26 protein-coding genes and 1 tRNA gene are annotated in these 24,194 nt (G+C 55.3%); 16 read left to right on the top strand and 11 right to left on the bottom strand.

Annotated features, from left to right (window positions below; all coding sequences use genetic code 11):
- Nucleotides 1-3: 3 nt before the first annotated feature.
- The 6 genes from Ga0123462_RS08495 to ygfZ all read right to left on the bottom strand — a co-directional run bounded on the left by Ga0123462_RS08495 (nucleotide 4) and on the right by ygfZ (nucleotide 3,683).
- Nucleotides 4-79, bottom strand: a tRNA-Phe gene (locus Ga0123462_RS08495).
- A gap of 71 nt (nucleotides 80-150) precedes the next feature.
- Entirely contained in the window at nucleotides 151-864 is a 714-nt protein-coding gene (locus Ga0123462_RS08490; RefSeq protein ID WP_100265902.1) for a diaminopimelate epimerase, read from the bottom strand.
- Complete coding sequence (queF, locus tag Ga0123462_RS08485) at nucleotides 861-1,235, bottom strand: preQ(1) synthase (protein WP_100265901.1); 375 nt, start codon at nucleotides 1,233-1,235, stop codon at nucleotides 861-863. The genes Ga0123462_RS08490 and queF overlap by 4 nt, the downstream gene beginning before the upstream one ends.
- A 2-nt stretch (nucleotides 1,236-1,237) precedes the next feature.
- Nucleotides 1,238-2,362 (bottom strand): succinyl-diaminopimelate desuccinylase, encoded by a 1,125-nt coding sequence (gene dapE, locus Ga0123462_RS08480; RefSeq protein WP_100265900.1) that lies wholly within the window; start codon nucleotides 2,360-2,362, stop codon nucleotides 1,238-1,240.
- Nucleotides 2,363-2,458: 96 nt separating this feature from the next.
- A complete protein-coding gene (locus tag Ga0123462_RS08475) occupies nucleotides 2,459-2,731 on the bottom strand; it encodes a hypothetical protein (RefSeq protein ID WP_100265899.1) in 273 nt (90 codons plus the stop codon).
- Nucleotides 2,724-3,683 carry a CAF17-like 4Fe-4S cluster assembly/insertion protein YgfZ gene (gene ygfZ / locus Ga0123462_RS08470; RefSeq protein ID WP_100265898.1) on the bottom strand — a complete coding sequence of 320 codons (960 nt, stop codon included), beginning with the start codon at nucleotides 3,681-3,683 and terminating at the stop codon, nucleotides 2,724-2,726. Before ygfZ ends, Ga0123462_RS08475 begins: the two co-directional genes overlap by 8 nt.
- A gap of 181 nt (nucleotides 3,684-3,864) precedes the next feature.
- Here ygfZ and thiC point away from each other — a divergent pair, with 181 nt between their 5' ends.
- The 4 genes from thiC to Ga0123462_RS08450 all read left to right on the top strand — a co-directional run bounded on the left by thiC (nucleotide 3,865) and on the right by Ga0123462_RS08450 (nucleotide 9,380).
- Nucleotides 3,865-5,730: a phosphomethylpyrimidine synthase ThiC gene (gene thiC / locus Ga0123462_RS08465; RefSeq protein WP_100265897.1), complete on the top strand. Its 1,866-nt coding sequence runs from the start codon at nucleotides 3,865-3,867 to the stop codon at nucleotides 5,728-5,730.
- 231 nt (nucleotides 5,731-5,961) lie between these two features.
- Nucleotides 5,962-6,426: a CBS domain-containing protein gene (locus Ga0123462_RS08460; RefSeq protein ID WP_100265896.1), complete on the top strand. Its 465-nt coding sequence runs from the start codon at nucleotides 5,962-5,964 to the stop codon at nucleotides 6,424-6,426.
- 4 nt (nucleotides 6,427-6,430) lie between these two features.
- Nucleotides 6,431-6,859, top strand: a complete 429-nt coding sequence (gene tsaE, locus Ga0123462_RS08455; RefSeq protein ID WP_232726420.1) for a tRNA (adenosine(37)-N6)-threonylcarbamoyltransferase complex ATPase subunit type 1 TsaE — start codon at nucleotides 6,431-6,433, stop codon at nucleotides 6,857-6,859.
- Nucleotides 6,852-9,380, top strand: a complete 2,529-nt coding sequence (locus Ga0123462_RS08450; RefSeq protein ID WP_100265894.1) for a DUF748 domain-containing protein — start codon at nucleotides 6,852-6,854, stop codon at nucleotides 9,378-9,380. Before tsaE ends, Ga0123462_RS08450 begins: the two co-directional genes overlap by 8 nt.
- A gap of 8 nt (nucleotides 9,381-9,388) precedes the next feature.
- Here the strand turns inward: Ga0123462_RS08450 and Ga0123462_RS08445 are convergent, their stop codons facing one another.
- Nucleotides 9,389-10,549, bottom strand: coding sequence for a PilT/PilU family type 4a pilus ATPase (locus Ga0123462_RS08445; protein WP_100265893.1), 1,161 nt, complete (start codon nucleotides 10,547-10,549; stop codon nucleotides 9,389-9,391).
- A 278-nt stretch (nucleotides 10,550-10,827) separates the two neighbouring features.
- On the opposite strand from Ga0123462_RS08445, the gene Ga0123462_RS08440 reads away from it, so the two are divergent.
- The gene (locus tag Ga0123462_RS08440) at nucleotides 10,828-11,265 is read left to right on the top strand and encodes a shikimate kinase (protein ID WP_232726419.1); all 438 of its coding nucleotides are present in this window, start codon (nucleotides 10,828-10,830) and stop codon (nucleotides 11,263-11,265) included.
- Here the strand turns inward: Ga0123462_RS08440 and Ga0123462_RS08435 are convergent.
- The 3 genes from Ga0123462_RS08435 to Ga0123462_RS08425 are packed head-to-tail and all read right to left on the bottom strand — an operon-like array spanning nucleotide 11,260 to nucleotide 13,031.
- Nucleotides 11,260-11,523: an HP0495 family protein gene (locus tag Ga0123462_RS08435; RefSeq protein WP_100265892.1), complete on the bottom strand. Its 264-nt coding sequence runs from the start codon at nucleotides 11,521-11,523 to the stop codon at nucleotides 11,260-11,262. The genes Ga0123462_RS08440 and Ga0123462_RS08435 overlap by 6 nt on opposite strands.
- 39 nt (nucleotides 11,524-11,562) lie before the next feature.
- Entirely contained in the window at nucleotides 11,563-12,543 is a 981-nt protein-coding gene (locus Ga0123462_RS08430; RefSeq protein WP_198507327.1) for a DUF3616 domain-containing protein, read from the bottom strand.
- 14 nt (nucleotides 12,544-12,557) lie between these two features.
- Nucleotides 12,558-13,031 (bottom strand): EF-hand domain-containing protein, encoded by a 474-nt coding sequence (locus Ga0123462_RS08425; protein WP_100265891.1) that lies wholly within the window; start codon nucleotides 13,029-13,031, stop codon nucleotides 12,558-12,560.
- A gap of 218 nt (nucleotides 13,032-13,249) precedes the next feature.
- On the opposite strand from Ga0123462_RS08425, the gene rsxA reads away from it, so the two are divergent.
- From rsxA to Ga0123462_RS08370, 11 genes are read left to right on the top strand one after another with little or no spacing between them, the layout of a single operon-like run.
- A complete protein-coding gene (rsxA, locus tag Ga0123462_RS08420; RefSeq protein ID WP_100265890.1) occupies nucleotides 13,250-13,831 on the top strand; it encodes an electron transport complex subunit RsxA in 582 nt (193 codons plus the stop codon).
- Between the two features lie 6 nt (nucleotides 13,832-13,837).
- A complete protein-coding gene (rsxB, locus tag Ga0123462_RS08415; protein ID WP_100265889.1) occupies nucleotides 13,838-14,422 on the top strand; it encodes an electron transport complex subunit RsxB in 585 nt (194 codons plus the stop codon).
- On the top strand, nucleotides 14,406-15,962 hold the full coding sequence (rsxC, locus tag Ga0123462_RS08410; RefSeq protein ID WP_100265888.1) for an electron transport complex subunit RsxC: 1,557 nt from the start codon (nucleotides 14,406-14,408) through the stop codon (nucleotides 15,960-15,962). The genes rsxB and rsxC overlap by 17 nt, the downstream gene beginning before the upstream one ends.
- Nucleotides 15,962-17,029: an RnfABCDGE type electron transport complex subunit D gene (locus tag Ga0123462_RS08405; RefSeq protein ID WP_100265887.1), complete on the top strand. Its 1,068-nt coding sequence runs from the start codon at nucleotides 15,962-15,964 to the stop codon at nucleotides 17,027-17,029. Before rsxC ends, Ga0123462_RS08405 begins: the two co-directional genes overlap by 1 nt.
- Entirely contained in the window at nucleotides 17,026-17,643 is a 618-nt protein-coding gene (locus Ga0123462_RS08400; protein WP_100265886.1) for an RnfABCDGE type electron transport complex subunit G, read from the top strand. The genes Ga0123462_RS08405 and Ga0123462_RS08400 overlap by 4 nt, the downstream gene beginning before the upstream one ends.
- Nucleotides 17,636-18,283: an electron transport complex subunit RsxE gene (rsxE, locus tag Ga0123462_RS08395; protein ID WP_100265885.1), complete on the top strand. Its 648-nt coding sequence runs from the start codon at nucleotides 17,636-17,638 to the stop codon at nucleotides 18,281-18,283. Before Ga0123462_RS08400 ends, rsxE begins: the two co-directional genes overlap by 8 nt.
- Nucleotides 18,280-18,483 (top strand): hypothetical protein, encoded by a 204-nt coding sequence (locus Ga0123462_RS08390; protein WP_100265884.1) that lies wholly within the window; start codon nucleotides 18,280-18,282, stop codon nucleotides 18,481-18,483. Before rsxE ends, Ga0123462_RS08390 begins: the two co-directional genes overlap by 4 nt.
- Nucleotides 18,483-18,821, top strand: coding sequence for a phenylpyruvate tautomerase MIF-related protein (locus Ga0123462_RS08385; RefSeq protein WP_100265883.1), 339 nt, complete (start codon nucleotides 18,483-18,485; stop codon nucleotides 18,819-18,821). The genes Ga0123462_RS08390 and Ga0123462_RS08385 overlap by 1 nt, the downstream gene beginning before the upstream one ends.
- A gap of 2 nt (nucleotides 18,822-18,823) precedes the next feature.
- Nucleotides 18,824-19,372, top strand: coding sequence for a peptide deformylase (gene def / locus Ga0123462_RS08380; protein WP_100265882.1), 549 nt, complete (start codon nucleotides 18,824-18,826; stop codon nucleotides 19,370-19,372).
- A gap of 50 nt (nucleotides 19,373-19,422) precedes the next feature.
- Nucleotides 19,423-20,355, top strand: coding sequence for a methionyl-tRNA formyltransferase (fmt, locus tag Ga0123462_RS08375; protein ID WP_100265881.1), 933 nt, complete (start codon nucleotides 19,423-19,425; stop codon nucleotides 20,353-20,355).
- A gap of 50 nt (nucleotides 20,356-20,405) precedes the next feature.
- A complete protein-coding gene (locus Ga0123462_RS08370; RefSeq protein ID WP_100265880.1) occupies nucleotides 20,406-21,248 on the top strand; it encodes an alpha/beta hydrolase in 843 nt (280 codons plus the stop codon).
- Between the two features lie 62 nt (nucleotides 21,249-21,310).
- On the opposite strand, the gene Ga0123462_RS08365 is transcribed toward Ga0123462_RS08370, so the two are convergent.
- A complete protein-coding gene (locus tag Ga0123462_RS08365; RefSeq protein WP_198507326.1) occupies nucleotides 21,311-24,010 on the bottom strand; it encodes a cation-transporting P-type ATPase in 2,700 nt (899 codons plus the stop codon).
- Nucleotides 24,011-24,194: the final 184 nt, after the last annotated feature.

The following is a 24,194-nucleotide window of genomic DNA, read 5'->3' as shown; positions in this document are numbered from 1 at the left end:
ATGTGGTGGGCAGGGAGGGAATCGAACCCCCGACACGTGGATTTTCAGTCCACTGCTCTACCGACTGAGCTACCTGCCCTCAGTCACCCCTTTCGGGAGGCCGGATTATGGGAGAAAGGCGCGCGGATGCAAGCATCAATTGCACCTCTTTCAGCCATCAATTGAAAACTGTCCCTCGAATGTTTTACTGACAATTCCTTCAAGAATTACATTGTCGATTGAGCCTGAAACGATCACCTCACCGCCCGGCATTTCGATCTTCAGCGGGCGGACCTCTCCTTCAACAGCCCAGACAGCAGCAGCGGTCGCACAGGCGCCGCTGCCACAGGCAGGTGTGCGCCCTGCACCGCGCTCAATGATGTCGATGTAGATATGGTCAACCACCTGGCCGGTGACGATTTCGACGTTACGGTCAGTTGGAAACTTCTCTGTGGCTTCGAAAAAGACGCGGTGTTCATTGCCGATCTCAACATCGACATGCGCATCTGTTTGATCGGTAATCGTGGCAGCACCCATTTCGACACGCACGCCGGTTTCGCCGCGCGATGCCGTGACGGTTCGATCAGCAAGCTTGATCGAAATGCTCTCTTTGCCAGAGTCATGCATCAGCAATTCGCCGACACAACGCAGGCCGTTGCCACAGTTGGCGGCTTCGCTTCCGTCACTGTTGAAGATGCGAAGGGATGCATCGGCACTCGCGCAATTTTCGAGAACCAGCAATTGGTCACAGCCGATACCGTAGCGGCGTTCGGTAATTTGGCGCACGAACGTATCTGTCAGTTCCGGAAGTTCGCAACTCAGGCCATTTAACACGACGAAATCGTTGCCCTGAGCCTGCATCTTGGTGAATGGAACAGAGCTCATTTGCGGTGCTCGACTTCGACTGTGGTGTAAACGCCACCACGCACATTAAACACGGCCTGTACTTTAATATAACGGGGATCGAGCAGTCCGATCAGGTCATTGGCGATCATGTTGGTCACTTTCTCGTGGAAGTGTCCCTCATCCCTGAAGCTCCAGTAATAGAGCTTGAGTGATTTGAGCTCCACACAGAGCTGATCCGGAACGTAATCAAGCTTGATCTCGGCAAAGTCAGGCTGGCCTGTTTTCGGGCACAGACAGGTGAACTCCGGTGAATCGATACGGACATGGTAGTCACGTTCGGGATTGGGGTTCTCGAATGTCTCCAGATAACGGGTCGGCTTGTTGATCACTGCGCCAAGTTTTTCACTCATGCTTAAACCTCAAAGTTTTCAATAATGTCGGTGTAGATCGCAGTCAGCGTTGCAAGCTCGCTCACGGCAACCTGCTCGCCGACCTGATGGATTGTACTGTTGGTGGTGCCAAGTTCCGCCACCGGCACCCCCGCTGCGGCAAGAAACCTTCCGTCGGAGGTTCCCCCGCCGGTATCGCGCAGAGTTTCGATACCGGTTACACGTCTGATGCTGTCCGAAACCAGATCGAGGAATGGACCGTCCGCAGTTGAAAATGCAATTGCAGAGTGATCAAACTCCAGCGTGACATCACACGCTTCGCAGCACGCCTCGATGGTGCATTTGATGCCATCAAAATTGTTGGCCGGATTATATCGGATATCAATCAACGCTTCGCAGAAGCCTGGGATAACATTGGTAGCGCCGGTGCCGCCGTTCACGTTGGTAATCTGGCAGCTGGTCGCCGGGAATCCGGCTGCAGGCGTGCCCCAGTCGATGGTGGCAATTTTGGCCAGTGCAGGGGCGGCGTGATGAATCGCATTGTCAGCATCCTGCGGATAGGCCGAATGCCCCTGCTTGCCGTGAAATGTTGCCTTGATCTGCACCACGCCGCGCCTACCGCGACGGATCGTGTCACCAACCATTTCAGAGCATGAAGGCTCACCGACGATGCACGCATCTGGCAGTGTGCCATCCGCCTGCATCCTCTCGATAATACGGATGGTACCGTCGACCGACTCACCCTCTTCATCGGAGGTGATCAGCAGCTGGATGGTTGGGATGGGAGTGTATTCACCGCACAGCTTGCCGACCGCAGCAATCCAGCAGGCGACTGCACTCTTCATGTCCTGTGCGCCGCGGCCATGTAATATGCCATCCACGATTTCACCGGAGAACGGATCAAACTGCCACTTCTCAACCGGGCCGGTTGGCACCACATCGGTATGCCCTGCAAAGGCGAGGGTTCCCGGAAGTTCACCCATGCGGGTATAGATACTGTTGGTTACACCACCGGCATCCACCGATGTACGTACAAAGCCGAGTGGGGCAAGCATGCGCTCAATGTAGTTCTGGCAGCCACCATCATCAGGCGTCACCGATTCGCGACGAATCAGTTTTACTGCAATATTGGTGGCGATTTCAGACATGCCGGCACCCTAATCAAAACCCGCTCCCGGTGGTACTCCTTATCTGAGTGATGGATGTTTGAGTGTGCGGTGAATACAAATTTAAAAACGAATGAATTAGAGCTCGTCAATTCTCAGAAAGCTTTCAGCGCGGCGGGAGATGCCGTTGAACAGCGGGTGGGCGGCAGCGAGCCCTTCGATGGCCATCGTGGTGGCAGGGGAGATATCTGCATAGCTCTCCATGAAGGTGGTCTTACCTTCCTTGCGGCGTACATAGAGCCTGCATTCGGCACCCGTCTGCTCTTTCACGAGCTTAAGCCATTTCTTCATTTCGGACATGTTAAGGTTTTCGGCGTGATACCAGATAAAGGTGGACTGTGACTCAGGCATGGCATGCCTCCAGAACCTCAACGGATGCGCCGTTCTCAAGCGACAGAGCCACAGATTCCGATTCTCCAACATCAACCGGCAACAGGGCTATACCAAAACAGTTCCCTTCGTGGTCGATAGCGGCACTCTTCAGCTCGCCGATCTTTGCTGTGGTTTGCACCGGACAGGGAATGGTGTCCGGCTGACCGCTAATCGATACGCGGTAGAGTTTTTTCTTGATGCCGCCTCGCCAGTTCATGCGGGCGGTCACCTCCTGGCCGACATAACACCCCTTATTGAAGGATACGCCATCGAATTCGATCAGGTTGGCATTAAGCGGATGTATACTCTCATCCCATTCGGTGCCGAAGTCGGGGAAACCGCGAATCACGCGCATCGCCTCAAACTCCGTTTCGTCCAGCATTACATGGTTCGAGAGTGCAACATCAATCTTTTCTTTGCTGCTGATAACCCAGAACCCGCGCGGACTTTTCGGCATCACCAGTGCAAAGGTGTCGTCAGATTCACTGCGGCTGCAGGCCAGCCAGCCATTGCCGGGTTCGGTCAGTTCGAACTTGTGCAGCAGTTCAGGCGCATTGGCCCCTTGTATGGAGCAGATGGCAAGGGTATCGACGATACCGATGCGAAGCGTATGGCCGAGCGCAAACTGGCGTAGTCGACCTACCGTGATTTCTGCCTTCGCAGAGGGAACGAGCAGAATCAGTTCCTCATCACGCCCCTGAATAATATAGAGTTCGGATACCGCTTTGCCCTGTGGGGTGAGCAGACAGGCGTGGATGCCGCACTCGGATGTCAGCTTGCCCATGTCCTGAGTGACCTGCCCCTGCAGGTAGTCGCGCACAGTCGAACCGGATGCCTTCAGTACGCTCCATCGGCTGCGTGGAGCGGCCACGGAAGATTGCAGAAGCCGGTCTGCCGTAGCGGAGGAAAGACGGGGGAGTTTGATGGTCATATGGCGGATTCTATCACTCTTCATCCGAAGCTATAAGTGTCTTTGCACACCTATTCATAACCCCTTCATCAAAAGTCCATCCTCACAACTGTAATGGTTTTCCGGATCGCGGCTATGCCCTAAGGTGCGACTCCGCTATAGTTTCGCCCCGCGGTATTTTGCCGCGTTTCTGGAGGAGTGAATGACACATCAGGCAAACAGCACGGATATCGCAGAAAACAGCTATGATGCAGAGCAGCCGTTTCCGAATTCGCGCAAGGTATATATCGAAGGCTCAAGACCCGATATCCGAGTGCCGATGCGTGAGATTACGCTCTCTCCCACGAAGACCACTGCAGGTATTGAAGAGAATCATCCGATTCTCGTTTATGATACCTCCGGCCCATACACTGACCCCGATGTCGAGATCGATCTGGAGAAGGGTATTCCGGCCGTGCGTGAGCCATGGATAGCCGAGCGTGATGATACCGAAGAGCTGACCGACCTCTCCTCTGATTATGGTCGTGAGCGCCGTGACGATGAGGCGCTGGATAGTCTGCGTTTCACTCATCTGCGCAAGCCGCGCCGTGCTAAAGCAGGTGGAAATGTCTCCCAGATGCATTATGCCAGAAAGGGGATTATCACCCCTGAGATGGAGTATGTGGCGATCCGTGAAAATCAGCGCCGTGAGCATCTGCGCGAGATCACCAGGCAGCATCCCGGCCAGAGTTGGGGTGCTTCGATTCCACAGGTGATCACGCCTGAATTTGTACGCGACGAGATCGCCCGCGGCCGCGCAATTATTCCTGCAAATATCAATCACCCTGAACTGGAGCCGATGATTATCGGTCGCAACTTTCTGGTGAAGATTAACGGTAATATCGGAAATTCGGCTGTCACCTCCTCAATAGAAGAAGAGGTGGAGAAGATGACATGGGCGACCCGCTGGGGCTCCGATACCATCATGGATCTCTCTACCGGCAAGAATATCCATGAAACGCGCGAGTGGATTATCCGTAATGCTGCCGTACCGATCGGCACAGTGCCGATCTATCAGGCGCTGGAAAAGGTGGATGGCGTCGCCGAAAACCTGACCTGGGAAATTTTCCGTGATACCCTGATCGAGCAGGCTGAGCAGGGTGTGGACTACTTCACGATCCATGCCGGCGTGCTGCTGCGTTATGTGCCGCTTACCGCCAAACGCCTTGCCGGTATCGTGTCACGCGGCGGCTCGATCATGGCCAAGTGGTGCCTTGCCCACCATAAAGAGAATTTCCTTTATACCCATTTCGAAGATATTTGCGAGATCATGAAACAGTATGATGTCGCTTTCTCGCTCGGCGACGGCCTCAGGCCGGGTGCCATTGCAGATGCCAACGACGAGGCACAGTTTGGTGAGTTGCGCACGTTGGGAGAGCTGACCAAGATCGCCTGGAAACATGATGTTCAGGTAATGATCGAAGGGCCCGGTCATGTGCCGATGCAGATGATCAAGGAGAACATGGACGAGCAGCTCAAGCACTGCGATGAAGCGCCGTTCTATACGCTCGGGCCGCTGACTACTGATATTGCCCCTGGTTACGATCACATTACCTCCGGTATCGGTGCCGCACAGATCGGCTGGTACGGCTGTGCCATGCTCTGCTATGTCACGCCGAAGGAGCATCTGGGATTGCCAAACCGTGACGATGTGAAAGCCGGCGTTATCACCTATAAAATTTCGGCACATGCTGCCGATCTGGCCAAAGGGCATCCGGGCGCGCAGCAGCGCGACGATGCACTCTCCAAGGCAAGGTTTGAGTTCCGTTGGGAGGATCAGTTCAATCTCTCCCTCGATCCTGATACGGCGCGCGCCTATCATGATGAAACGTTGCCGAAAGACAGCGCCAAGGTGGCCCACTTCTGCTCCATGTGTGGGCCGAAGTTCTGCTCGATGAAGATCACGCAGGATGTTCGCGACTACGCCAGGGAGCATGGCCTTGAAACGCGTGAAGCGATCGAGGAAGGGATGCACGAACAGGCCGAAACATTCCTGAAGACAGGTGCGGAGATCTACCACAAGGCCTGACAGAAGCTGTATCACGAAGAGCTCTAACCAGCGAATCCGTTGCATATTTGCATGCAGTAAACGTCACTTTACATGCGCAGCGCGCGAGTGCCACTGCAGTTGGATCGCACAGTAGTGATCTGAATATCCCGGCTCTTGAATGAAGTTCCCTGAAGATTATGATCGTTTGGTGAAAGGCGAAGTTTTATATCGCTCTCTTACGGTCTATAATCATGGTATCAGGAGGATATTATGCCCAATTCGAAAGTTCTTGCGCGCGATATCATGAATGAAAATCCACCTTACTGCGATCTGGACACTTCAGTTGATGAGATCGCCAGGCGTTTCGCCGAGGAGGATCTTTCCGGCATGCTGGTTGTCGATGAGGAGAAGCGGTTGCTGGGCGTCATTACCGAAAGCGATCTTATCGACCAGCAGAAGAATCTGCATGTGCCGACCGCAGTTGCGCTGTTTGATCTGGTGATTCCAATGGGTGAGGCGAGATTTGAAGATGAGCTTGCCCGCATGCAGGCGATGAATGCCGAATGCCTGATGAATGCCGATGTGTTGACCGTGAATGCCGACACAAGCCTCAATGAGATCGCATCAATCATGGGGGATCAGAAGATTCACCATCTGCCTGTGCTTGATGGTGAATCGGTTGTGGGTGTGATCTGTAAACACGATGTCATCAAGGCCCTGGTTGAGGCCCGATAATCTAGTGAAAATAAGCTGTAACAGTGAGGATGAGACTATCGCGATAGCGAGGCGGTTTGCCGCCACGCTCAAGCAGGGCAGCGTGGTGGCGCTATCCGGCGAACTTGGCGCCGGTAAAAGTTTTTTTTCGCGCGCGGTGATGCGCGCCCTTGGCGTGACGGACAAAGCACTTCCAAGCCCCACGTTTGCAATCATTCAGGAGTATAGCGGGTCGGATTGCCGGGTGGCCCATATGGACTGGTATCGTCTTGAGGATGCTGATGAGATAGAGATGCTCGGTGTGCGTGACTATTTTCAGCCACCGTGGATTACACTGATCGAGTGGCCGGAGCGCGCCCGTGGTGCGTTGCCGGATGCGGTGATCTGGGTGTCGTTCAGCACCACGGGGGTCGATTCGAGGGAGGTGGACTTTGGAGGCTTCTCCTTTGCCTGATCCGGTTCCGATGCCTGAAGAGCCTCCCATCAGGAGAATCAGGCGCCGCTTTATTGTTCTCTACCTGTTTGTCGCACTGGTCTCAGTAATGCTCACCATGCTGCCGCTTGTCGTGCATCAGGTGGCACTTTCATGGCTTGAAGATCACGGTGTCACTGAGGCACGAGTCGATAATATCGACATCAATATTCTGGTTGGAGCCTTTGTGATCGAAGGGTTGCAGGCAGGTGACGGTCTGAAAATAGATCGACTTGGCCTGGCAGTCGACTGGTGGCCTCTCTCTAAGAACCATATCCATGTTGTCGATCTGAATATCACAGGTTCAACCATCCATCTGCAGCAGAATGATCAAGGCGGCTGGCAGCTGGGCGATATTAAGCTTCCCGCTACTGCGGAAGAGAGCGCTGCCGGGAGTAGCGAGGTGACTGATCCATGGTATGCAGTTGTCGATAAACTGACGCTTGAAGATGTGACTGTGAAGGTTAACGGTAAGGCCTTTGTACTGAACCTGCCGGTTAAAAACCTCGAGCTGCATCTTTCCGCTCCGGATGGGGGTGTGCAGCTGCTGGCCCAGAGCCTGCAGACAGGCAGTACAAATTTCTCAGGCTACGGTTACAAGGTCGGATTGCAGTCACTGGATTTTTCAGGTGACCTCTCTTTTTCGGCCGCTGCGGGTGATATCACTGAATCGCTGAAGGTTGAGAATACTTCCCTTGCAATCAAAGGTGTTGGATTGGCCGATGAGCAGGGGGCTCAGCTACTCTCGCTTGCTGATTTCAATCTTAGCGGTCTTGCTGTCCGGCAGATGAAAGAGGTGGCCATTAATTCACTTGCTTTGCAGAGGGCCATCGTGGAAGCGGCACTGACCGGTGCGGGCCGGCTGTCACTGGGGTCAATGCAGGCAGGCGGTTTGGAGGCCACACTCAGAGAGGACAGAACTCCATCAGCGATCAGACTAGCGGATTTGAGCCTGAAGCGTTTCGATGTTGAGCAGCAGCAGGGTTCGACAGCCGCGGATCACATCACGCTCGGATCACTGCATGCAACCGGACTGGCAACGAAGCTGGGGGCTGCTTCGGCACCGGAATCGATCAGGCTTGCCCTGATTGAGCTTCGGGAGTTGGCTGTTCGGCAGCAGAAAGGTGCTGAGCCGCTTGGTACGATTGGCATGATTTCGCTGAAACAGTTTGGCATGCAGGGCAGCGATCGCGGTACATTTGATTCCCTCAAGCTGCAACAGGTATCTCTCCCCTCATCTGGCAACCGGTCGCTCGGTTCGATCGGTACGGTGACGGCTTCGAAGGCCGAATTTGATGAGGAGAATGGCTATCGGCTGCAGTTGCTTGAGGTTGATCAGCTGAAGCTCGACCTGCTGAAGCGAAATAACGGCAAAATGGCTGTGCTTGATGAGCTGGAGAGCAAGCCTGCTGCTGCCAGGCCAGAGCCGGCAAAAAAATCGGTTAAGGCCAAGTCAGCTAAAGGTGACCCGGTTGTCATAGTTGAACGGCTGCAGGTAAATGCCGGCAGCTATATCCGTTTTCGCGATGAGTCGGTTCGCCCGGCAATGGATACAAGTATTACGGTCAGCCGCTTTACCTTTGCGCCGCTGGACCTCTCCGGCAAACGCAGTGGCAGGCTCGATGTCAGGACCCGGGTGGGAAAAGCCGGCCGCCTGAATCTGGGAGGAAGAATCAACCCCTCCGAGCGCAGCTTTATGACCGACCTGACAGTTTCACTGAAAAGCTTCGATATGCCGCGTCTGACCGGATATCTGGAAGGGGATTTCGGCAAGACTATTGATACCGGCCAGCTCTCGCTCGATAGCAGAATAGGTATCAAGAAGAGCGTCATCGATGCAAAGAACACCTTGATGATACGAAAGCTCACTCTGGGAGACTCTGACAAGAAGGGAGAAAAGGCTGAAGAGATCGGCATGCCGATTAATATGGCGCTGGATATGTTGCGCGATGATCGCGGCGATATCGAACTGGATGTGCCGATCACTGGTGATCTGAATGATCCGAATATCAATATCAGCGATGCGATCAATCAGGCGCTGGCTTCAGCCCTGTCTGCCGGCGCACTGACTATGGCAACCATGTTCCTGCAGCCGTACGGGGCAATCATGATGGCTGCTGATCTGGCAGGGGATGCGCTAAGCAGCAGCTCAAAACCCAAACTGACGCCTGTGCAGTTTGCACCGATGGCGACATCCCTGAATGCAGAAATGGGTGGTTATGTCGGCAAGATCGGCGAGCTCTTAAACAGCAAGCCACTGAGGTTGCAGATATGTGGTTTCGCAACATCTGCTGAAGGTGCTCAAATTGCCGAGAAGCGTAAGGCAATGAGTGCCGAGGCTATCGAAGCCTGGCTTCTGGAGATGGCGGAAGCACGATCGGACTTTGTGATGAATGCGCTGCTTCAGAAAGGGATCGATTCGGAGCGGTTGTTCAACTGCCGAGCCCAGATAGATAAGCGCGAAAAAGGCGCGGGGCCAAGGGTTGACCTCCTTCTGGACTAAGTAGGAACTTAAATCGACAGCTCCAGGTCGTCATCATCTCCGGAACGTTTCTGAAGAATCTCATCGACCCCCGATTTTCCTTCGCCCTTGGAGTCATCGATGTTCTTCATCTTCATCTTAAGGCGCAGATTGTTGGCAGAATCGGCATTTCTGAGCGCCTCGATTTCTGAGATAACGCCATCCTGCCAGAAGTGGAACAGTGCCTGATCAAAGGTGCACATGCCGTGCTGCTCGCCCGCTTCCATTACCTCCTTAATCGTGCCGATTTCACCTTTAAGGATCAGGTCGGCAACGCGCGGGGTATTGATCAATACTTCAATAGCCGCCACTCGCTTACCTCCTGCGGTTTTTACCAGCCGCTGTGAGAGAATGGCGCGCAGGTTCATGGCAAGGTTCATATAGACCTGCTGATGCTGTTCCTCAGGGAAGAAGTTGATAATGCGCTCAAGCGCCTGATTGGAGTTGTTGGCATGCAGTGTGGCCATGGCCAGATGTCCGGTTTCGGCAAAGGCGATGGCATGCTCCATCGTGTCGCGTTCGCGAATCTCACCGAGCAGAATCACATCGGGAGCCTGACGCAATGTATTCTTTAATGCTGCCTGGAATGAAACGGTATCTGAACCGACTTCACGCTGCGTGACAAAGCACTTTTTGTGCTGGTGCATGAATTCAACCGGGTCTTCGATCGTAATAATATGGCCAGCCTGATTGGTGTTTCGCCAGTCCACCATGGCTGCCAGCGAGGTCGATTTTCCTGAGCCGGTGGCACCGACCATCAGTACCAGCCCGCGCTTGGTCATGGAAATATCCTTGAATACCTCAGGAAGGTTGAGCTGATCGATGGTGGGAATGTCGGTCGTAATCTGGCGGATTACCATGCCAACGGTGCCGCGCTGGCGATAGATGTTGACGCGGAAGCGGCCAAGGCCCGGAAAAGCGGATGAGAGGTTCATCTCCATGGTGGAGGCGAAATCGGCTTTCTGTTTTTCACTCATCAGTTCGCCGGCGAGTCGTTCGACGGTGATCGGATTGAACTCCTTATCACCGAGCCTGTGAATCACGCCATTGATGCGGTAACCCGGCGGGGTGCCGGCCATCAGGTAGAGGTCGGAGGCATCCTTATCCACCATAACCTGCAGTAGCTGACGAATGGAAATGTTCTCGGTCATGGTAATGCCCCTCAATGGAATGAACTTAACGCTATTATAGAAGAAAGTCTTGTTCTACAAAACAGCAACATTTTTATCTGAAGTTGATGCCTGATAACCTGCCGGCCAGACAGTCGTTCAGCCCCACGGTTTCTATGATGCTGAATTGGCCGTGTAAAGGGAGTGGTATGGGAAAAGCGGGTCATCAAAGGTTGCAGGTATCTCCGATTCTGATCGGGCTGATGGGGTGCGGGAAAAGTAGCATAGGCCGAAAGGTGGCCGGGCGCTTAGGAATCCCCATGATCGATCTGGATCACTATATTGTTGAAAAGGCGGGCAGGTCCATCCCCGAGATATTTGCCGAGCAGGGCGAAGAGGCCTTTCGTGATATGGAGAGTGAAGCGTTGCGCGAGGTGCTCGGCCGGCATGCGGTTGTCGCCACCGGTGGGGGGGCAGTGATGCGCGAAAAGAACCGTGTGTTGCTGAAAAAACATCCGCCGGTAATCTGGTTAAAAGCTTCGCCGGAATTTCTGGCCAGACGCATTGATGGCGACAGCAACCGGCCGTTGATTGCAGGGGGTGGGACGTTGAAGAAGTTGCAGCAGCTTGCTGAGGTCCGTTACCCGGTTTATGAAGCGTGTGCTGATTTTATTCTCTTACGCAGCGATATGGGCAAGAACAAGTCGACAAAGGCGATTATTGCATTTCTGAAAAAGTGGCAGGAAAAAAAGTTATAGCACCATCTTGACTTCAGGGTGCGCATTCATGGCCCGGTAGAGGCTGTCGATCTGTGATTTGCTTTCGGCGGTAAAGGTGACAGTGACCGAGAGATATTTTCCCGTTTTGCTCGCTTTCGACTGTACTGCCGCCTCGCCAAGTTGTGGAATAAACTGGCGGGCAATCATCACAATTTCACTCTCAAAGCTGTCGCTGTTGCTTCCCATCACCTTGATAGGGAACTGACATGGAAATTCCAGCAGGGTCTCTTCATGCATTGTCGGTCTCCGGCATTGAACTGGCGCCGCATCCTAGCATCAAGGTTTGCCAATGGTGAATTGCTGAGGAGCCCCGTTGTCTAGACCATCAAAGACGATTATCAGTTCATAATCCTGATCCGTCTCTTGCAGCAGTGCCATGCCCTCCGCTTTTCCTCCATCCGGCACTGCAAGCTCTCCGATCAGCGTGATGCGTCCAGCACCGTTCCGATCCTTGCCTGGCAGGAGATCTCTGCCGTTCCAGTGCAGCAACTGGAAACTTACCGGCTCATCGCCGACGGGGCCGGCCAGCAGAAGAAAGCCATCGGAAACCGTGGCCATGTCGCGGATACCGCGGCCGCCGAGGTTTACATATAGCGTTCTGGCGGTTGTGGCAGCATTGTCGAAATCGAACTGAAGCACCGGCAGGTAGCCGTCACGCAGTACCGGAGCGCGAAAACCCGCATAGAGCAGCCCGTCTCTGGCGGCAAGCCCTTCAATGTCGATGCCGTTCTCCTTGCCCGGGATTCTTGTGAACGGGGCCAGGACAGGGTCAGACTCGATAATTGGAAGCAGCGAAATCCGGTCCTGCTTCACGATATTTCCGGCGCCATCAAGGTGCAGGCGTATGAGGCTGTTGCGACTGGCTTCACGCTTGATTGATGCGATGCGTTTGCGGTTTTTTTCATAACTGGCATCCGGATCGAGCCGTTTTCTGGCCAGCGAGTGCGAGCCGATGACATAGATGTTCTGCGCATCAAGTGCGATAGCCTCAATGTCAATTTCCCTGCCTGTTGAATTGTCGCCACGGTGGATCGTGAAGGATGAGACAGTGCTGTAGTTGCTGGAGCCTGTTTTCTTGAGCCATTGAATGACATTTTCGCCATTGTGACGGGCTTCATCGGCGCCAATAACCAGCATGCCGTTATGGCCGCTGATGGCGCTGATATCTCGACTTGCCACGATATCTCCGCTGAAGCTGACCGCTGCAGGGGTCGGCAGGGAGCCGGCTTCAGCAGGAGATGATATCGTAATGAGCAACAGAAGGAGTCTGATCACTTACCTTTGTTTGAGAGAGGGCAATCCCTCTTTCCCTGCCAGCGCGCTTTTTTTGCCGCCGCATACTCATCCTTGGAGAGTTTGCCATCCTTGTCGGCATCAGCAGCAGCAAAAAAGTCGTCGATGCGTTTGGCCTTGCGCGCTTCCCGGTCGGCGTCAGTGATGAAGCCGTCACCGTTGGCATCGAGATGGCTGAACTTCTCTTTCATGCGTGCATCGTGCGCAGCGGTAAACTCTTTCAGAGATACTTTGCCATCCTTGTTGCTGTCCATGCTGGCTGAACCTGCTGTGCATTGATGCGGGCCGCTCGGACAGTTTTTGTGGTCATCGCAATCCTTATGGCCGAGCGGACATGTAGCATTGCTGTCGCAGGCGTGGCCGCCGTGCCCATGGCCGTGGTGTCCGGCAACGGCTGCGGCAGGCAGCGAGATGGCAGCAGCTGCAAAGATTGAAAAGAGAAAAGTTTTCATATTGATCCTCCGGATTGTGAAAAAGTTGAACTCAGGAGGGGACGATAGAAGGGCGTAGATGAATGTTCAATGAACTGTTCTGAGATCCGATATGATCAAGCGGCGCAAGCTTTACAGGTGATATGCGGCATAAACCGGCCTGGAATGACCCCAAAGATGTAAAAGTGTGGGTTTTATGCGGTGTACGCGCGTTAAGCATCCCCCTATACTCCGGCGCCATGACCGAAATCGCACTGATTCTGCTCTCAGCCGTACTGGTGAATAACTATGTGCTGACCAAGTTCCTTGGCATCTGCCCGTTTCTCGGCACCTCCAGCAAGGTGGAGACGGCGATCGGCATGTCATTTGCCGTGATGTTTGTCATGACACTGGCATCAACCGCCTCGTGGCTGGTGCAGCAGTATGTGCTGGTGCCGCTCGATCTCGAGTATCTGCAGACCATCTTCTTTATCCTGATTATCGCCTCACTGGTGCAGTTTATTGAGATGATGATCCATAAAACCAGCCCGGTACTTTATCAGGGTCTGGGTATTTTCCTGCCGCTAATCACCACCAACTGTGCGGTACTTGGTGTGGCGATTCTCAATGTTCAGCAGGAGCAGACATTTCTCACCTCGGCGCTCTATGGATTCGGGGCTGCACTCGGTTTTGCACTGGTGCTGATCCTCTTTTCCGGGATCCGCGAACGAATCGAGATCGCACCGGTTCCGGAACTGTTCAAGGGCTCTCCGTTGGCACTGATTACTGCCGGCATGATGAGCCTGGCATTCATGGGCTTCTCCGGCCTCGTGAAGCTCTGATAGCCCATGACACAGCTGTTGTATGCACTGCTCAGCCTGGGCGCATTCGCGCTTGTGGCCGGTATTGTCCTGGCTGTGGCGCAGAAAGTGTTCCATGTCGAGGGCGATCCGATGGTGGAGAAGATCGATGCACTGCTACCGCAGACACAGTGCGGCCAGTGCGGTTACCCGGGCTGCAAGCCTTACGCCGAAGCGGTATCGTGCGGGGCAGCCGATGTGAACCACTGCGTGCCTGGCGGTGAGCGTACGATGCTGGCGATTGCAGATCTGATGGGGGTGGAGCCGAAGGAGCTCGAGGAGGAGGCATCCGCACCGATGACCGCCTTTGTCCGTGAGGATGAGTGTATCGGATGCACGCTCTGCATCAAGGCCTGCCCGGTTGATGCGATTGTCGGCGCGCCAAAACAGTATCATACCATTATCTCCGATCACTGTACCGGTTGCACGCTCTGTATTGAGCCGTGCCCGGTCGACTGTATCGACATGTTGCACAAGCCTGAGTTGATAGAACACTGGTCCTGGCCGTTGCCGGATACAAAACGTGCACAGCTCGGTCACGAAAGGCGGGAAGCCCATGCCGGCCATGCTTAGAAAACTGGCCCAGCGGCTGGGCGTACTGCAGCACAGCTTTGCCGGCGGTGTGCATCCCGAGATGTATAAGGTGACGGCTGCCCTGCCGATCGAAGAGGCTGCGATTACCCCGGTGCACATCCTGCCGATGAAGCAGCATATCGGAGAGGCCTGCTCTCCACTGGTGCGGGTGGGTGACAGGGTGTTGCGCGGCCAGAAGATTGCCAAGTCGGAAGGCTATCTCTCCGTGCCGGTACATGCGCCGACTTCAGGGCGTGTTGTAAAGATTGAAGAGCACGCCATCCCGCATCCGTCGGGTATGGGCATGCCATCCATCTTTATCGAGTCCGATGGCGACGACAAGCGTGATGAGAGTCTCGACCCGCTATCGGGCTGGCGCGAGATGAATCCGGCCACGTTGCGTGAACGAGCCCGTATGTGCGGCCTTGCAGGCCTTGGTGGAGCGGTGTTCCCGACTTTCATCAAGCTGATTCAGGATAAGCGTTTTCCGATTGAGACGGTGATTCTCAATGGTATCGAGTGTGAACCCTGGCTGACCAACGACCACCGCCTGATGCTTGAGCAGCCGGATGAGATTCTCAGTGGTTTGGCCATCATCATGCATATGGTGGGTGCCTCCTCCGGCATCATCGCCATTGAGGACAACAAGCCGGATGCGGCGGATGTGATGCGCGAGGCCCTGGCACGCACACCCGATATGGAAGGCGTGCGTGTTGTCGTGCTGCCAACCCGTTATCCGCAGGGTAGTGAGAAGCAGCTCATCTATTCACTGACCGGAAAAGAGGTGCCGGCAGGGCGCCTGCCGATGCATATCGGTGTGATCTGCCAGAATGTCGGAACCAGCAGGGCATTGCACGATGCGGTTGTACTCGGACATCCGCTTACCGAAAGACTGGTGACTGTCAGCGGCGATGCGGTTACCAATCCAGCCAATATGCGCGTTCGCCTCGGCATGCCGGTGCGTAGCCTCTTTGCCAGCCGTGGCCTGGATGATCTGAATGGTCTGCATATCCTGCATGGCGGCCCGATGATGGGTGAGCGGCTGAAGAGCGTGGATGTTCCGGTCATCAAATCGACCACCGGACTGCTGGCCATGCGCACCGAAACGATGATGCTGGCGCATACCGAGGAGCAGCCCTGTATCCGCTGTGGCCACTGCAGTGAGGCGTGCCCGATTCATCTGGTCCCCAATCTTCTGGCCGATGCCTGTCGCAGCGATCAGTTCGACAGGGCTGAGAATTATCAGCTTTTTGACTGCATTGAGTGCGGCAGCTGCTCCTATGTCTGCCCGGCCAATATTCCGCTGGTACACTACTTCCGTTACGGCAAGGGGCAGATTGCGCAGCAGCGCCGCGAACAGGTTTTTGCCGAGGCATCCCGTAAACGCTCTGAGGCGCGCGATGCTCGTATCGCCCGTGAAAATGCGGAGAAGGCGGCGCGCCGTCAGCGTGTGCGCCGGGAGAAGGCACCGGTGAAGCCGGTCGAGAGTAAGGGTGATATTAACGCCGGAGATGAACAGAATCGTGAGGAGAAGAGCTGATGCCGGTGATGCTTAGCCCGCCGCATGCACATGGCGGCGATTCAATTCGCATGACCATGCTGACCGTAGTGCTGGCGCTGTTGCCGGCTACCGCCATGAGTGTCTACCTTTTCGGCTGGCTTGCGGTTCTTTTGATCCTCACCTGCATGGTTACCGCCCTTGTGACCGAGGCGATCTGCCTGAAATGGATGGGGCGACCGCTCTCCACGCTGCTTGATAATTCGGCGGCACTGACCGGCCTGTTCCTGGCACTGACACTGCCTGCGGCGGTGCCGTGGTGGATGGCGCTGCTCGCCTCCGTGTTTGCCATCGTACTCGGCAAACAGATTTATGGCGGGCTTGGCTATAATATTTTCAACCCGGCGCTCTCTGCACGGATTATCCTGCTGATCTCTTTTCCGCTGCATATGACGACCTGGATTGTGCCGATGTCGGCGGCCGGGCCGGTTCTCGATCTCTATGACTTCCAGCTCTGCCTGAGTTTCTTCCTGACAGGCCCCGATGCCCTGAAGGTCGGCTTCGATGCGATCTCGATGGCAAGTCCACTGGGATATGTGAAGACCGAGGCGACACTTGGCGTGCCTGTAGCTGAGGCTTTGAAGGCGTACGACTACAGTTATCTGGATGCATTCCTCGGCTTTGAGGCGGGCAGCATTGGCGAAACCAGCGCACTGGCGCTGCTGATCGGAGGCATTTTCCTGCTTACCCGCCACACCATCACCTGGCATATCCCGCTCTCCTATATCGCCACCGTACTGCTGCTGGCCGGGATCTTCAATGCAATCAGCCCGGATCAGTTTACACCGCCACTATTTCACCTCTTCGCCGGTGGTCTTATTCTCTGCGCTTTCTTCATGGCCACCGATCCTGTTTCATCTCCTGTGACGCCGATGGGGCAGGTCATCTTCGGAATCGGTTGCGGCATCCTGACATGGAGCATTCGCAGCTTCGGGGGCTATCCGGAGGGCGCGATGTTTGCCGTGCTGCTGATGAACTGTGCGGTGCCACTGATCGATCACTACTTCCGTCCGCGCGTATTCGGTTACGGCCGCGGGGAGAAGTCATGATTTTTGATCGCGATCAGGGACGCATGGTGTTGGCGATTGTTGTCGTGGCCGTGGTTGCCGCGGCGATTCTCGGCGTGACCGATATCGTGACCCGTGGCCCGATTACCCAGGCACAGAAAGAGGCGCTGCACAATGCGTTAACGCAGGTGTTGCCCAGGCATGCCAACGACCCGCAGGCCGATCTTCTCTCGGTTGACGGGGTGGAGATCTACCCCGGAAAGGATGCGCTCGGTAACGTGCTCGGTTTCGCCTGGGAGGTGATTGCACCTGATGGCTATTCAGGCTCCATCCGTATTCTGGTCGGCACAAAACCGGATGGAAAAGTGTACGCCATTCGCGTCACCGATCACCGCGAAACGCCGGGTCTTGGCGATGGTGTCGTGAAAAACAGCAACTGGCTGCAGAGTTTCAGCGATCGCGAAGTTGAAGGGACCCGCTGGAAGGTAAAAAAGGATGGCGGTGACTTCGACCAGTTTACCGGAGCGACGATTACGCCGCGTGCCGTCGTTAAAGCGGTGGCCGCTGCTCTGGGCTTTTACAACAGCCACAGGCAGGCTATCTTCGATGCTGTGACTCAGCAGAATAGCGATCCGGAGGCAGCGAAGGTTGAATAGATCTGAAATCTTTTACGACGGCTTCTGGCACAACAACACCATCTTTGCCCAGTTACTCGGCATGTGTCCGCTGCTTGGCGTGACCACTTCGGCCGAGAATGGATTCTGGATGGGTGCGGCAACCATGCTGGTACTGCTGGGCTCGAACCTGGTGGTGTCGCTGGTACGTGATCTGATTCCGAAGAATGTTCGTATTCCGGCCTATATCACGATCATTGCAGCCTTTGTGACTGTGGTCGGCATGGCGATGAACGCCTGGATGCATGAGATGTATCTGGTGCTCGGTCTGTTTATTCCGCTGATCGTGGTGAACTGTGCCATCCTTGGCCGTGCCGAGGCATTTGCCAGCAAGAACTCCGTATCCGATTCGGTGGTCGATGCGCTGGCTGTCAGTGCGGGATTCACCTTTGCGCTGGTGGTTCTCGGAGGTGTGCGCGAGCTGTTCGGGCAGGGGGAACTTTTCGGCTTCGTGGTGTTTGGCGAATCGTATCCCGACGTGCTGATGTTTATCCTGCCGCCCGGGGCATTTATCGCGCTCGGATTTATTCTGGCCGGCGTGAACCTGATTAACCGCAAACTTAAAGCGCGTGCAGCTGCAGCCCCTGTGGTGGCTTCAGAGGCATTGGAGGCTCAAACATGAGTACGGAAGAGTTCTGGGGCATTGTTGTTATTGTCGGAGCATTCCTCTGGTGGCTCTCCTATGTTGCAACTGCAAGGATGCGTCATGGAAAAAACAAGGAGCGCGAGGAGCAGGCGCGGCGAAACCTTGAATGGCTTGCCAAACAGCAGGCCGAAGAGGCTACGTCTGAACAGGAGTCGCAACAGAAGGAGGGGAGCTGATGCCTTACCTGCATATCCACACCAATGTGAAAATCGAAAATCATCCGGATTTCCTGGCCCGCTGTTCGCATCTGGCTGCGGTGGCACTGGAGAAGCCGGAGTCCTATGTCATGGTTGAACTCTCCGATAACTGTTCGATGGTCTTTGCCGGTTCCGATCTGCCGCTGGTCTTTGTCGAGCTGAAAAGTATCGGGATTTCGCCGGCCGACACCTCGCACGTATCCAATAAATTTTCCAAAATGATTCACAAACTGCTCGGCGTGGATATGTCCCGTATCTATATCGAGTTCGAATCTCCGGAACGTGACATGTTCGGCTGGAAAGGCGGAACGTTCTAAGGATGGCGGTTCGTGAAATCCTGATTCATCCCGATGATCGGCTGCGCGAGATAGCCGGTCAGGTTGAGTTTCCGCTCTCCGAAGAGGTAAAGCAGATCATCCGGGATATGGCTGATACCATGTACGATGCACCGGGCGTGGGCCTTGCCGCCACCCAGATCGGCGTGGCTTTGAAGATTGCTGTTACCGATACCGTCTGGCGCAAGGAAGAGGTGCGCCATGATGGGGATGAGCCCGGCGGTGTACGGGATCTGAAGGTGTGGATCAATCCTGAGTTTATCTGGAAGTCCGATGAGATGGCCTCATGGGAAGAGGGATGCCTCTCGGTGCCAGAGGTTTACGGTGATGTGTCGCGGCCGGCCGCCGTCACCCTGCGCTGGCAGGATATTGATGGAGCAGTGCATGAGCGCGATTTCGAAGGTTTCGAGGCTGTGGCACTGCAGCACGAGTTTGATCATCTGATCGGCAAACTCTTTATCGATTATCTCAGCCCGCTGAAGCGACGCATGATCACCAAGAAAATGAAGAAGCTGTATAAGCAAGGAAATTAGACCAATGGGTATTGGTCTAATTTCCGCGATAGTGAAAAAGAATTGATTTGATGCGCATTGTATTTGCCGGAACTCCCGGTTTCTCCGTCCCCTGTCTGGAAGCGCTGATCGAGGCTGATGGCGTCGAGGTGGTCGGCGTGGTGTCGCAGCCGGATCGTAAAGCAGGCCGCGGCATGAAGCTCACCCCCTCTGCGGTGAAGCAGGCAGCAATGGATGCCGGTATCGATGTCATCACCCCGGATCGGCTGCGCGATAACAGTGAAGCACTGGAGTGGCTGAGGGATAAGGCTCCCGATTTTCTGGTTGTGGTCGCCTTCGGCATGATTCTTCCCAGGCCGTGGCTCGATGCAGCATCGATTGCACCGCTCAATGTGCATGCATCGCTGTTGCCGCGCTGGCGTGGTGCGGCCCCGATTGAGCGCAGCCTGCTGGCCGGTGACCCTGAAACCGGTGTCTGCATCATGCAGATGGAGGAGGGGCTCGATACCGGCGGCGTTTATGGCTGCAGAAAACTGCCGATCAGCGAAACAACGACCGGAAGCGATCTCTGGTTTGCGCTTGCGCCGCTCGGCGCCGAGCTGCTGATCGAAATGCTGCCGAAGATTGCAGCAGGGCTTAAGCCCGAGCCGCAGCCGGATGCGGGCGTAACCTATGCTGCGAAGATCAGCAATGAGGAGCGTATTATCGACTGGTCAAAGCCGGCTGCCGAGATCGACCGGCTGGTGCGCTGCTTCAGCCCGCGTCCGGGCGTGCGCACTCAGCTTGCGGGAAAATGGCTGAAGCTGATTGCAGGCAGCGTGGTCACAGGCGCGCACAATATGCTGCCCGGCCAGATCGTGAAGGTGGAGGGCGGCCTCGATATCGCCTGCGGTGATAAATCTCTCTACCGCATCAGAGAGCTGCAGCCGGAAGGAAAAAAGGCGATGGCCGCAGTCGATTTTCTGCGTGGCGCGCAGCTGCAGAAGGGTGACTCCCTTTCCTGAGGCGAGGCTCTGCCGATACCAAAGCGCGCCTTTTGCGCTAAACTTAAACCATGTATCTGATCAAGCGGCTCCTGTTTGTTGTCATGATGACCTTTGTCGGCGTGTCGGGTTACATGGCGCTGTTTGAGGATCAGTTCATCTATTTTCCCAGTCGGGATGTGCAAGCCACGCCGGCTGATTATGGCATGACTTTCGAGGAGTTGTTGGTAGGAACGGAGGACGGTATAACGCTGCACGGCTGGTATATGCCAGAGCCGCTGTCGCATTTCACCGTGCTCCATTTCCACGGCAATGCCGGCAATATCAGCCACCGCCTGTCGCTGTATAAAGCATGGCAATCACTGGGTCTCTCCGTTTATGCATTCGATTACCGTGGTTATGGAAAGAGTGAGGGCACACCGGGTGAGGCGGGTCTCTACGCGGATGCACGTGCCGTATGGTCTGATCTGACGATTCGCCTTGGCGTTAAACCGCAGCATGTGATTATTGCCGGGCGCAGCCTGGGCGCAGCAGTGGCTGCAAAGCTGGCCAGTGAGGTCAATGCCGCGGGTGTTGTACTGGAGACGCCGTTTTCAAGCATCCCCGATATGGCCGCCCTGCATTATCCCTGGTTGCCTGTTCGCTGGCTCGCAAGGACGAACTTTGATACTGAGAGCATGGTGCGCGATGTACATATGCCCCTGCTGATGATTGCTGCACGTGATGATGCCATTTCCCCTGCACAGATGGCTGATTCGATCTTTGCCGCAGCCAATGCGCCGAAGACGAAAGTAGAACTGCCGGGAGGTCATAACGATTTCGATCACTACTCCTCGATGGCATATGGCGAGGCGTGGCGTGAATGGATTGCAATGCTGGGGAGGCGTGACGGCTCAGCTGTTCCGGAGCGCTGAAGCCGGTTCGTTCAATCGCCGTGGTGGATGCCGTCAACTTGTCGGACAGCAGATGTTTGTAGTTACTGCATGAATCTTCGTAGTAGCCATTTTTCAAGTTCGACAAGAAACAGTACCGAACTGGCCACTGCAACGATCCTGAGCCATGCATCCGGACCGATATCTGCGGTTCCGAACATCATCTGCATCGGAGCCGCATAGGTGAAGGCGATCTGAAACAGCAGCAGCAGAGCGATGGCATAGAAAACATACCTGTTGCCGCCGATCCCCTCTCTGGTCAGGGAGGGGGCCAGCAGATAGCGGGCATTGAACAGGTAGAATATTTCGAACATCACCAGCGTGTTAACCGCTATGCTGCGCGCGACGGCCAGATCGGCACCATGAATCCGCTCCCATACAAACAGACCGAATGTGCCGGTTACGATCACCAGAGACACAAACAGGATTCGCCAGATCAGGAAGCCTGACAGGATCGGTTCCATCGGTTTTCGAGGTGGCCGTCGCATGACATCGCTCTCCGGCGGCTCGAAGGCCAGCGTCAGGGCCAGCGTGACTGCCGTGATCATGTTGACCCAGAGAATCTGCGCAGCAGTGATGGGCAGCGCTCTACCCATGATAATGGCTGCAACGATGATAAAGGCTTCGCCGCCATTGGTCGGAAGAATAAAGAGGATGGATTTCTTGAGGTTGTCGTAGACCGTGCGGCCCTCCTCGACAGCCTTGGCGATGGAGGCGAAGTTGTCGTCGGTGAGTACCATTTCCGAGGCCTCTTTGGCGACTTCCGTGCCGTTGATTCCCATTGCCACGCCGACATCAGCACGCTTGAGAGCGGGGGCATCGTTCACACCGTCACCGGTCATCGATACCACTTCGCCGTTCGCCTGCAGGGCAGTTACCAGCTGCAGTTTCTGCTCAGGTGACACGCGGGCAAAAATATCGTGGTCGCCGGCCACTTTCTGCAATTCGCTATCGTTATACTCCCGCATCTCCACGCCGTTGATGACCGACCTGCCAAGGCCAATACCCATCTGTTCTCCGATGGCAGCAGCGGTAACGCCATGGTCGCCGGTAATCATCTTTACCCGGATGCCTGCCTTCTGACAGGCCTGAACCGATGCGATCGCCTCGTTGCGGGGCGGGTCGATAATGCCGACAATACCAAGCAGCGTCAGTCCCGATTGCACATCATCGAAGTTGAGCATCTGCTGTTCAGTTGGGACGGCTCGAAATGCGATGGCAAGCAGGCGCTCTCCGCGGACGGCCATCCGGTACATCTCATCTTCCCAGAATCGGCGGTTCAGTGGCACATCTTCACCAAACCTGCGTTCCATATGGCACATCTCCAGCACTGATTCGGGAGCACCTTTCAGGTAGATAAACCCGTGCCCTGCATGATCATGGTGCAGGGTAGCCATAAACCGGTGTTCCGATTCGAATGGGATGGCATCGATACGCGGAAACTGTCTCTGCATCAGCGCCTGATCCAGGCCGGCTTTCAGGGCCAGCGTGATAAGCGCACCCTCGGTAGGATCGCCGTGAATCTGCCAGAGGCCATTCTTCTCCTTCAGGCTGGCATCGTTGCAGAGCAGAGAAGCCAGTGCCAGCTCCCTCAGCTGCGGATGCTGATCAAGGCTGGTCTCTTCACCACTCCTGATAAAGGTGCCGTGCGGGTCGTAGCCGCTGCCGCCCACCTCGATCAACCCGGTGGCGGTGATGACGCTTTTCACGGTCATCTCGTTGCGGGTCAGCGTGCCGGTTTTATCCGAGCAGATGACAGTCACCGAACCCAGTGTTTCGACCGCCGGAAGGCGACGGATAATGGCATTGTTTCGGGCCATGCGCTGTACGCCGATAGCCAGCGTAATGGTCATAATGGCCGGCAACCCCTCAGGTATGCCCGCTACGGCAAGGCCCACAGCAGCCAGGAACATCTCGCTGGCTGTATAGCTCTGGAAGAGAACGCCGAATGCGAAGGTAAGCATGGCCAGCACGCCGATGCCGATGGAGAGCCAGCGACCGAACTGGTCCATCTGCCTGAGCAGGGGTGTGGTCAGTGTCTGTACTGTCTGCAGTAGTCCGCTAATACGGCCGATTTCGGTGCCATCGCCTGTTGCGACGACAATGCCAAGTCCCTGACCGTAGGTTACAAGCGTACCTGAGAAAGCAAGGTTCTTTCTGTCACCGATCGAAGCATTTTCAGCGACCTTGCCGGTCATCTTCTCCGCCGGCATCGACTCGCCGGTGAGCATCGCCTCCTCTATTCGCAGTTCACGCAGCTTGAACAGGCGCAGGTCTGCCGGCACCTTGTCGCCGGATTGAAGCGACACCACATCACCCGGCACCAGCTGTTCAGCCGGCAGATTCATAAAATGACCATCCCGTTTTACCATCGCCTGCTGCGAGAGCATGTTACGGATGGCATCGAGTGCCTTTTCCGCCTTGCCCTCCTGTATGAAGCCGATGATGGCATTGATAATCACCACGCCGAAGATCACGCCGCTATCCACCCAGTGGCCCAGCATGGAAGTGATAATGCCTGCACCGAGCAACACGTAGATGAGCACATTGTGGAACTGCATCAGGAACCGCTTGAACGGGCTCTGTTTCGGCGGAGGTTTGAGGCGATTCTCTCCGAAGCGGTTTAACCGCTCTGAAGCCGCCGTGGAACTCAGGCCATCCATGCCGGAAGCCATGGCAAGAAATGCCACTTCGGCATCGACTGAATGCCATGAAAGATTCTGTTCGATATCAGGCCCGTTCACAGTTTCATCTCATCAAATATAAGGCATAGCTTGATCCTCTACCTTATATGAGTATCGCACTGGAGGTGTTGATTGTCCATTGCAGCCGAAGGAGGGCTCTAGCCAACCGATAGGATCGGATCAACAATGATGTTGGCCATGTGAGGGGATTTGCCTGCATCACTTATGCAATAAAAAAGGCCCC

Origin of the sequence: Mariprofundus ferrinatatus (genome assembly GCF_002795825.1) — a bacterium.
Lineage (GTDB): Bacteria > Pseudomonadota > Zetaproteobacteria > Mariprofundales > Mariprofundaceae > Mariprofundus > Mariprofundus ferrinatatus.
Note: the sequence above shows the minus strand (reverse complement) of the source record. Positions and strands in the feature narration are given on the sequence as shown.

Coding starts and splice junctions, on each gene's coding strand:
- Ga0123462_RS08405 (WP_100265887.1), top strand. CDS start 15,962: ATGCCGGTGATGCTTAGCCCGCCGCATGCACATGGCGGCGATTCAATT.
- rsxB (WP_100265889.1), top strand. CDS start 13,838: ATGACACAGCTGTTGTATGCACTGCTCAGCCTGGGCGCATTCGCGCTT.
- Ga0123462_RS08490 (WP_100265902.1), bottom strand. CDS start 864: ATGAGCTCTGTTCCATTCACCAAGATGCAGGCTCAGGGCAACGATTTC.
- dapE (WP_100265900.1), bottom strand. CDS start 2,362: ATGTCTGAAATCGCCACCAATATTGCAGTAAAACTGATTCGTCGCGAA.
- rsxC (WP_100265888.1), top strand. CDS start 14,406: ATGCCGGCCATGCTTAGAAAACTGGCCCAGCGGCTGGGCGTACTGCAG.
- Ga0123462_RS08425 (WP_100265891.1), bottom strand. CDS start 13,031: ATGAAAACTTTTCTCTTTTCAATCTTTGCAGCTGCTGCCATCTCGCTG.
- def (WP_100265882.1), top strand. CDS start 18,824: ATGGCGGTTCGTGAAATCCTGATTCATCCCGATGATCGGCTGCGCGAG.
- Ga0123462_RS08385 (WP_100265883.1), top strand. CDS start 18,483: ATGCCTTACCTGCATATCCACACCAATGTGAAAATCGAAAATCATCCG.
- Ga0123462_RS08460 (WP_100265896.1), top strand. CDS start 5,962: ATGCCCAATTCGAAAGTTCTTGCGCGCGATATCATGAATGAAAATCCA.
- Ga0123462_RS08435 (WP_100265892.1), bottom strand. CDS start 11,523: ATGCATGAAGAGACCCTGCTGGAATTTCCATGTCAGTTCCCTATCAAG.
- queF (WP_100265901.1), bottom strand. CDS start 1,235: ATGAGTGAAAAACTTGGCGCAGTGATCAACAAGCCGACCCGTTATCTG.
- Ga0123462_RS08445 (WP_100265893.1), bottom strand. CDS start 10,549: ATGACCGAGAACATTTCCATTCGTCAGCTACTGCAGGTTATGGTGGAT.
- Ga0123462_RS08400 (WP_100265886.1), top strand. CDS start 17,026: ATGATTTTTGATCGCGATCAGGGACGCATGGTGTTGGCGATTGTTGTC.
- Ga0123462_RS08390 (WP_100265884.1), top strand. CDS start 18,280: ATGAGTACGGAAGAGTTCTGGGGCATTGTTGTTATTGTCGGAGCATTC.
- Ga0123462_RS08370 (WP_100265880.1), top strand. CDS start 20,406: ATGTATCTGATCAAGCGGCTCCTGTTTGTTGTCATGATGACCTTTGTC.
- ygfZ (WP_100265898.1), bottom strand. CDS start 3,683: ATGACCATCAAACTCCCCCGTCTTTCCTCCGCTACGGCAGACCGGCTT.
- fmt (WP_100265881.1), top strand. CDS start 19,423: ATGCGCATTGTATTTGCCGGAACTCCCGGTTTCTCCGTCCCCTGTCTG.
- rsxA (WP_100265890.1), top strand. CDS start 13,250: ATGACCGAAATCGCACTGATTCTGCTCTCAGCCGTACTGGTGAATAAC.
- Ga0123462_RS08440 (WP_232726419.1), top strand. CDS start 10,828: ATGATCGATCTGGATCACTATATTGTTGAAAAGGCGGGCAGGTCCATC.
- thiC (WP_100265897.1), top strand. CDS start 3,865: ATGACACATCAGGCAAACAGCACGGATATCGCAGAAAACAGCTATGAT.
- Ga0123462_RS08475 (WP_100265899.1), bottom strand. CDS start 2,731: ATGCCTGAGTCACAGTCCACCTTTATCTGGTATCACGCCGAAAACCTT.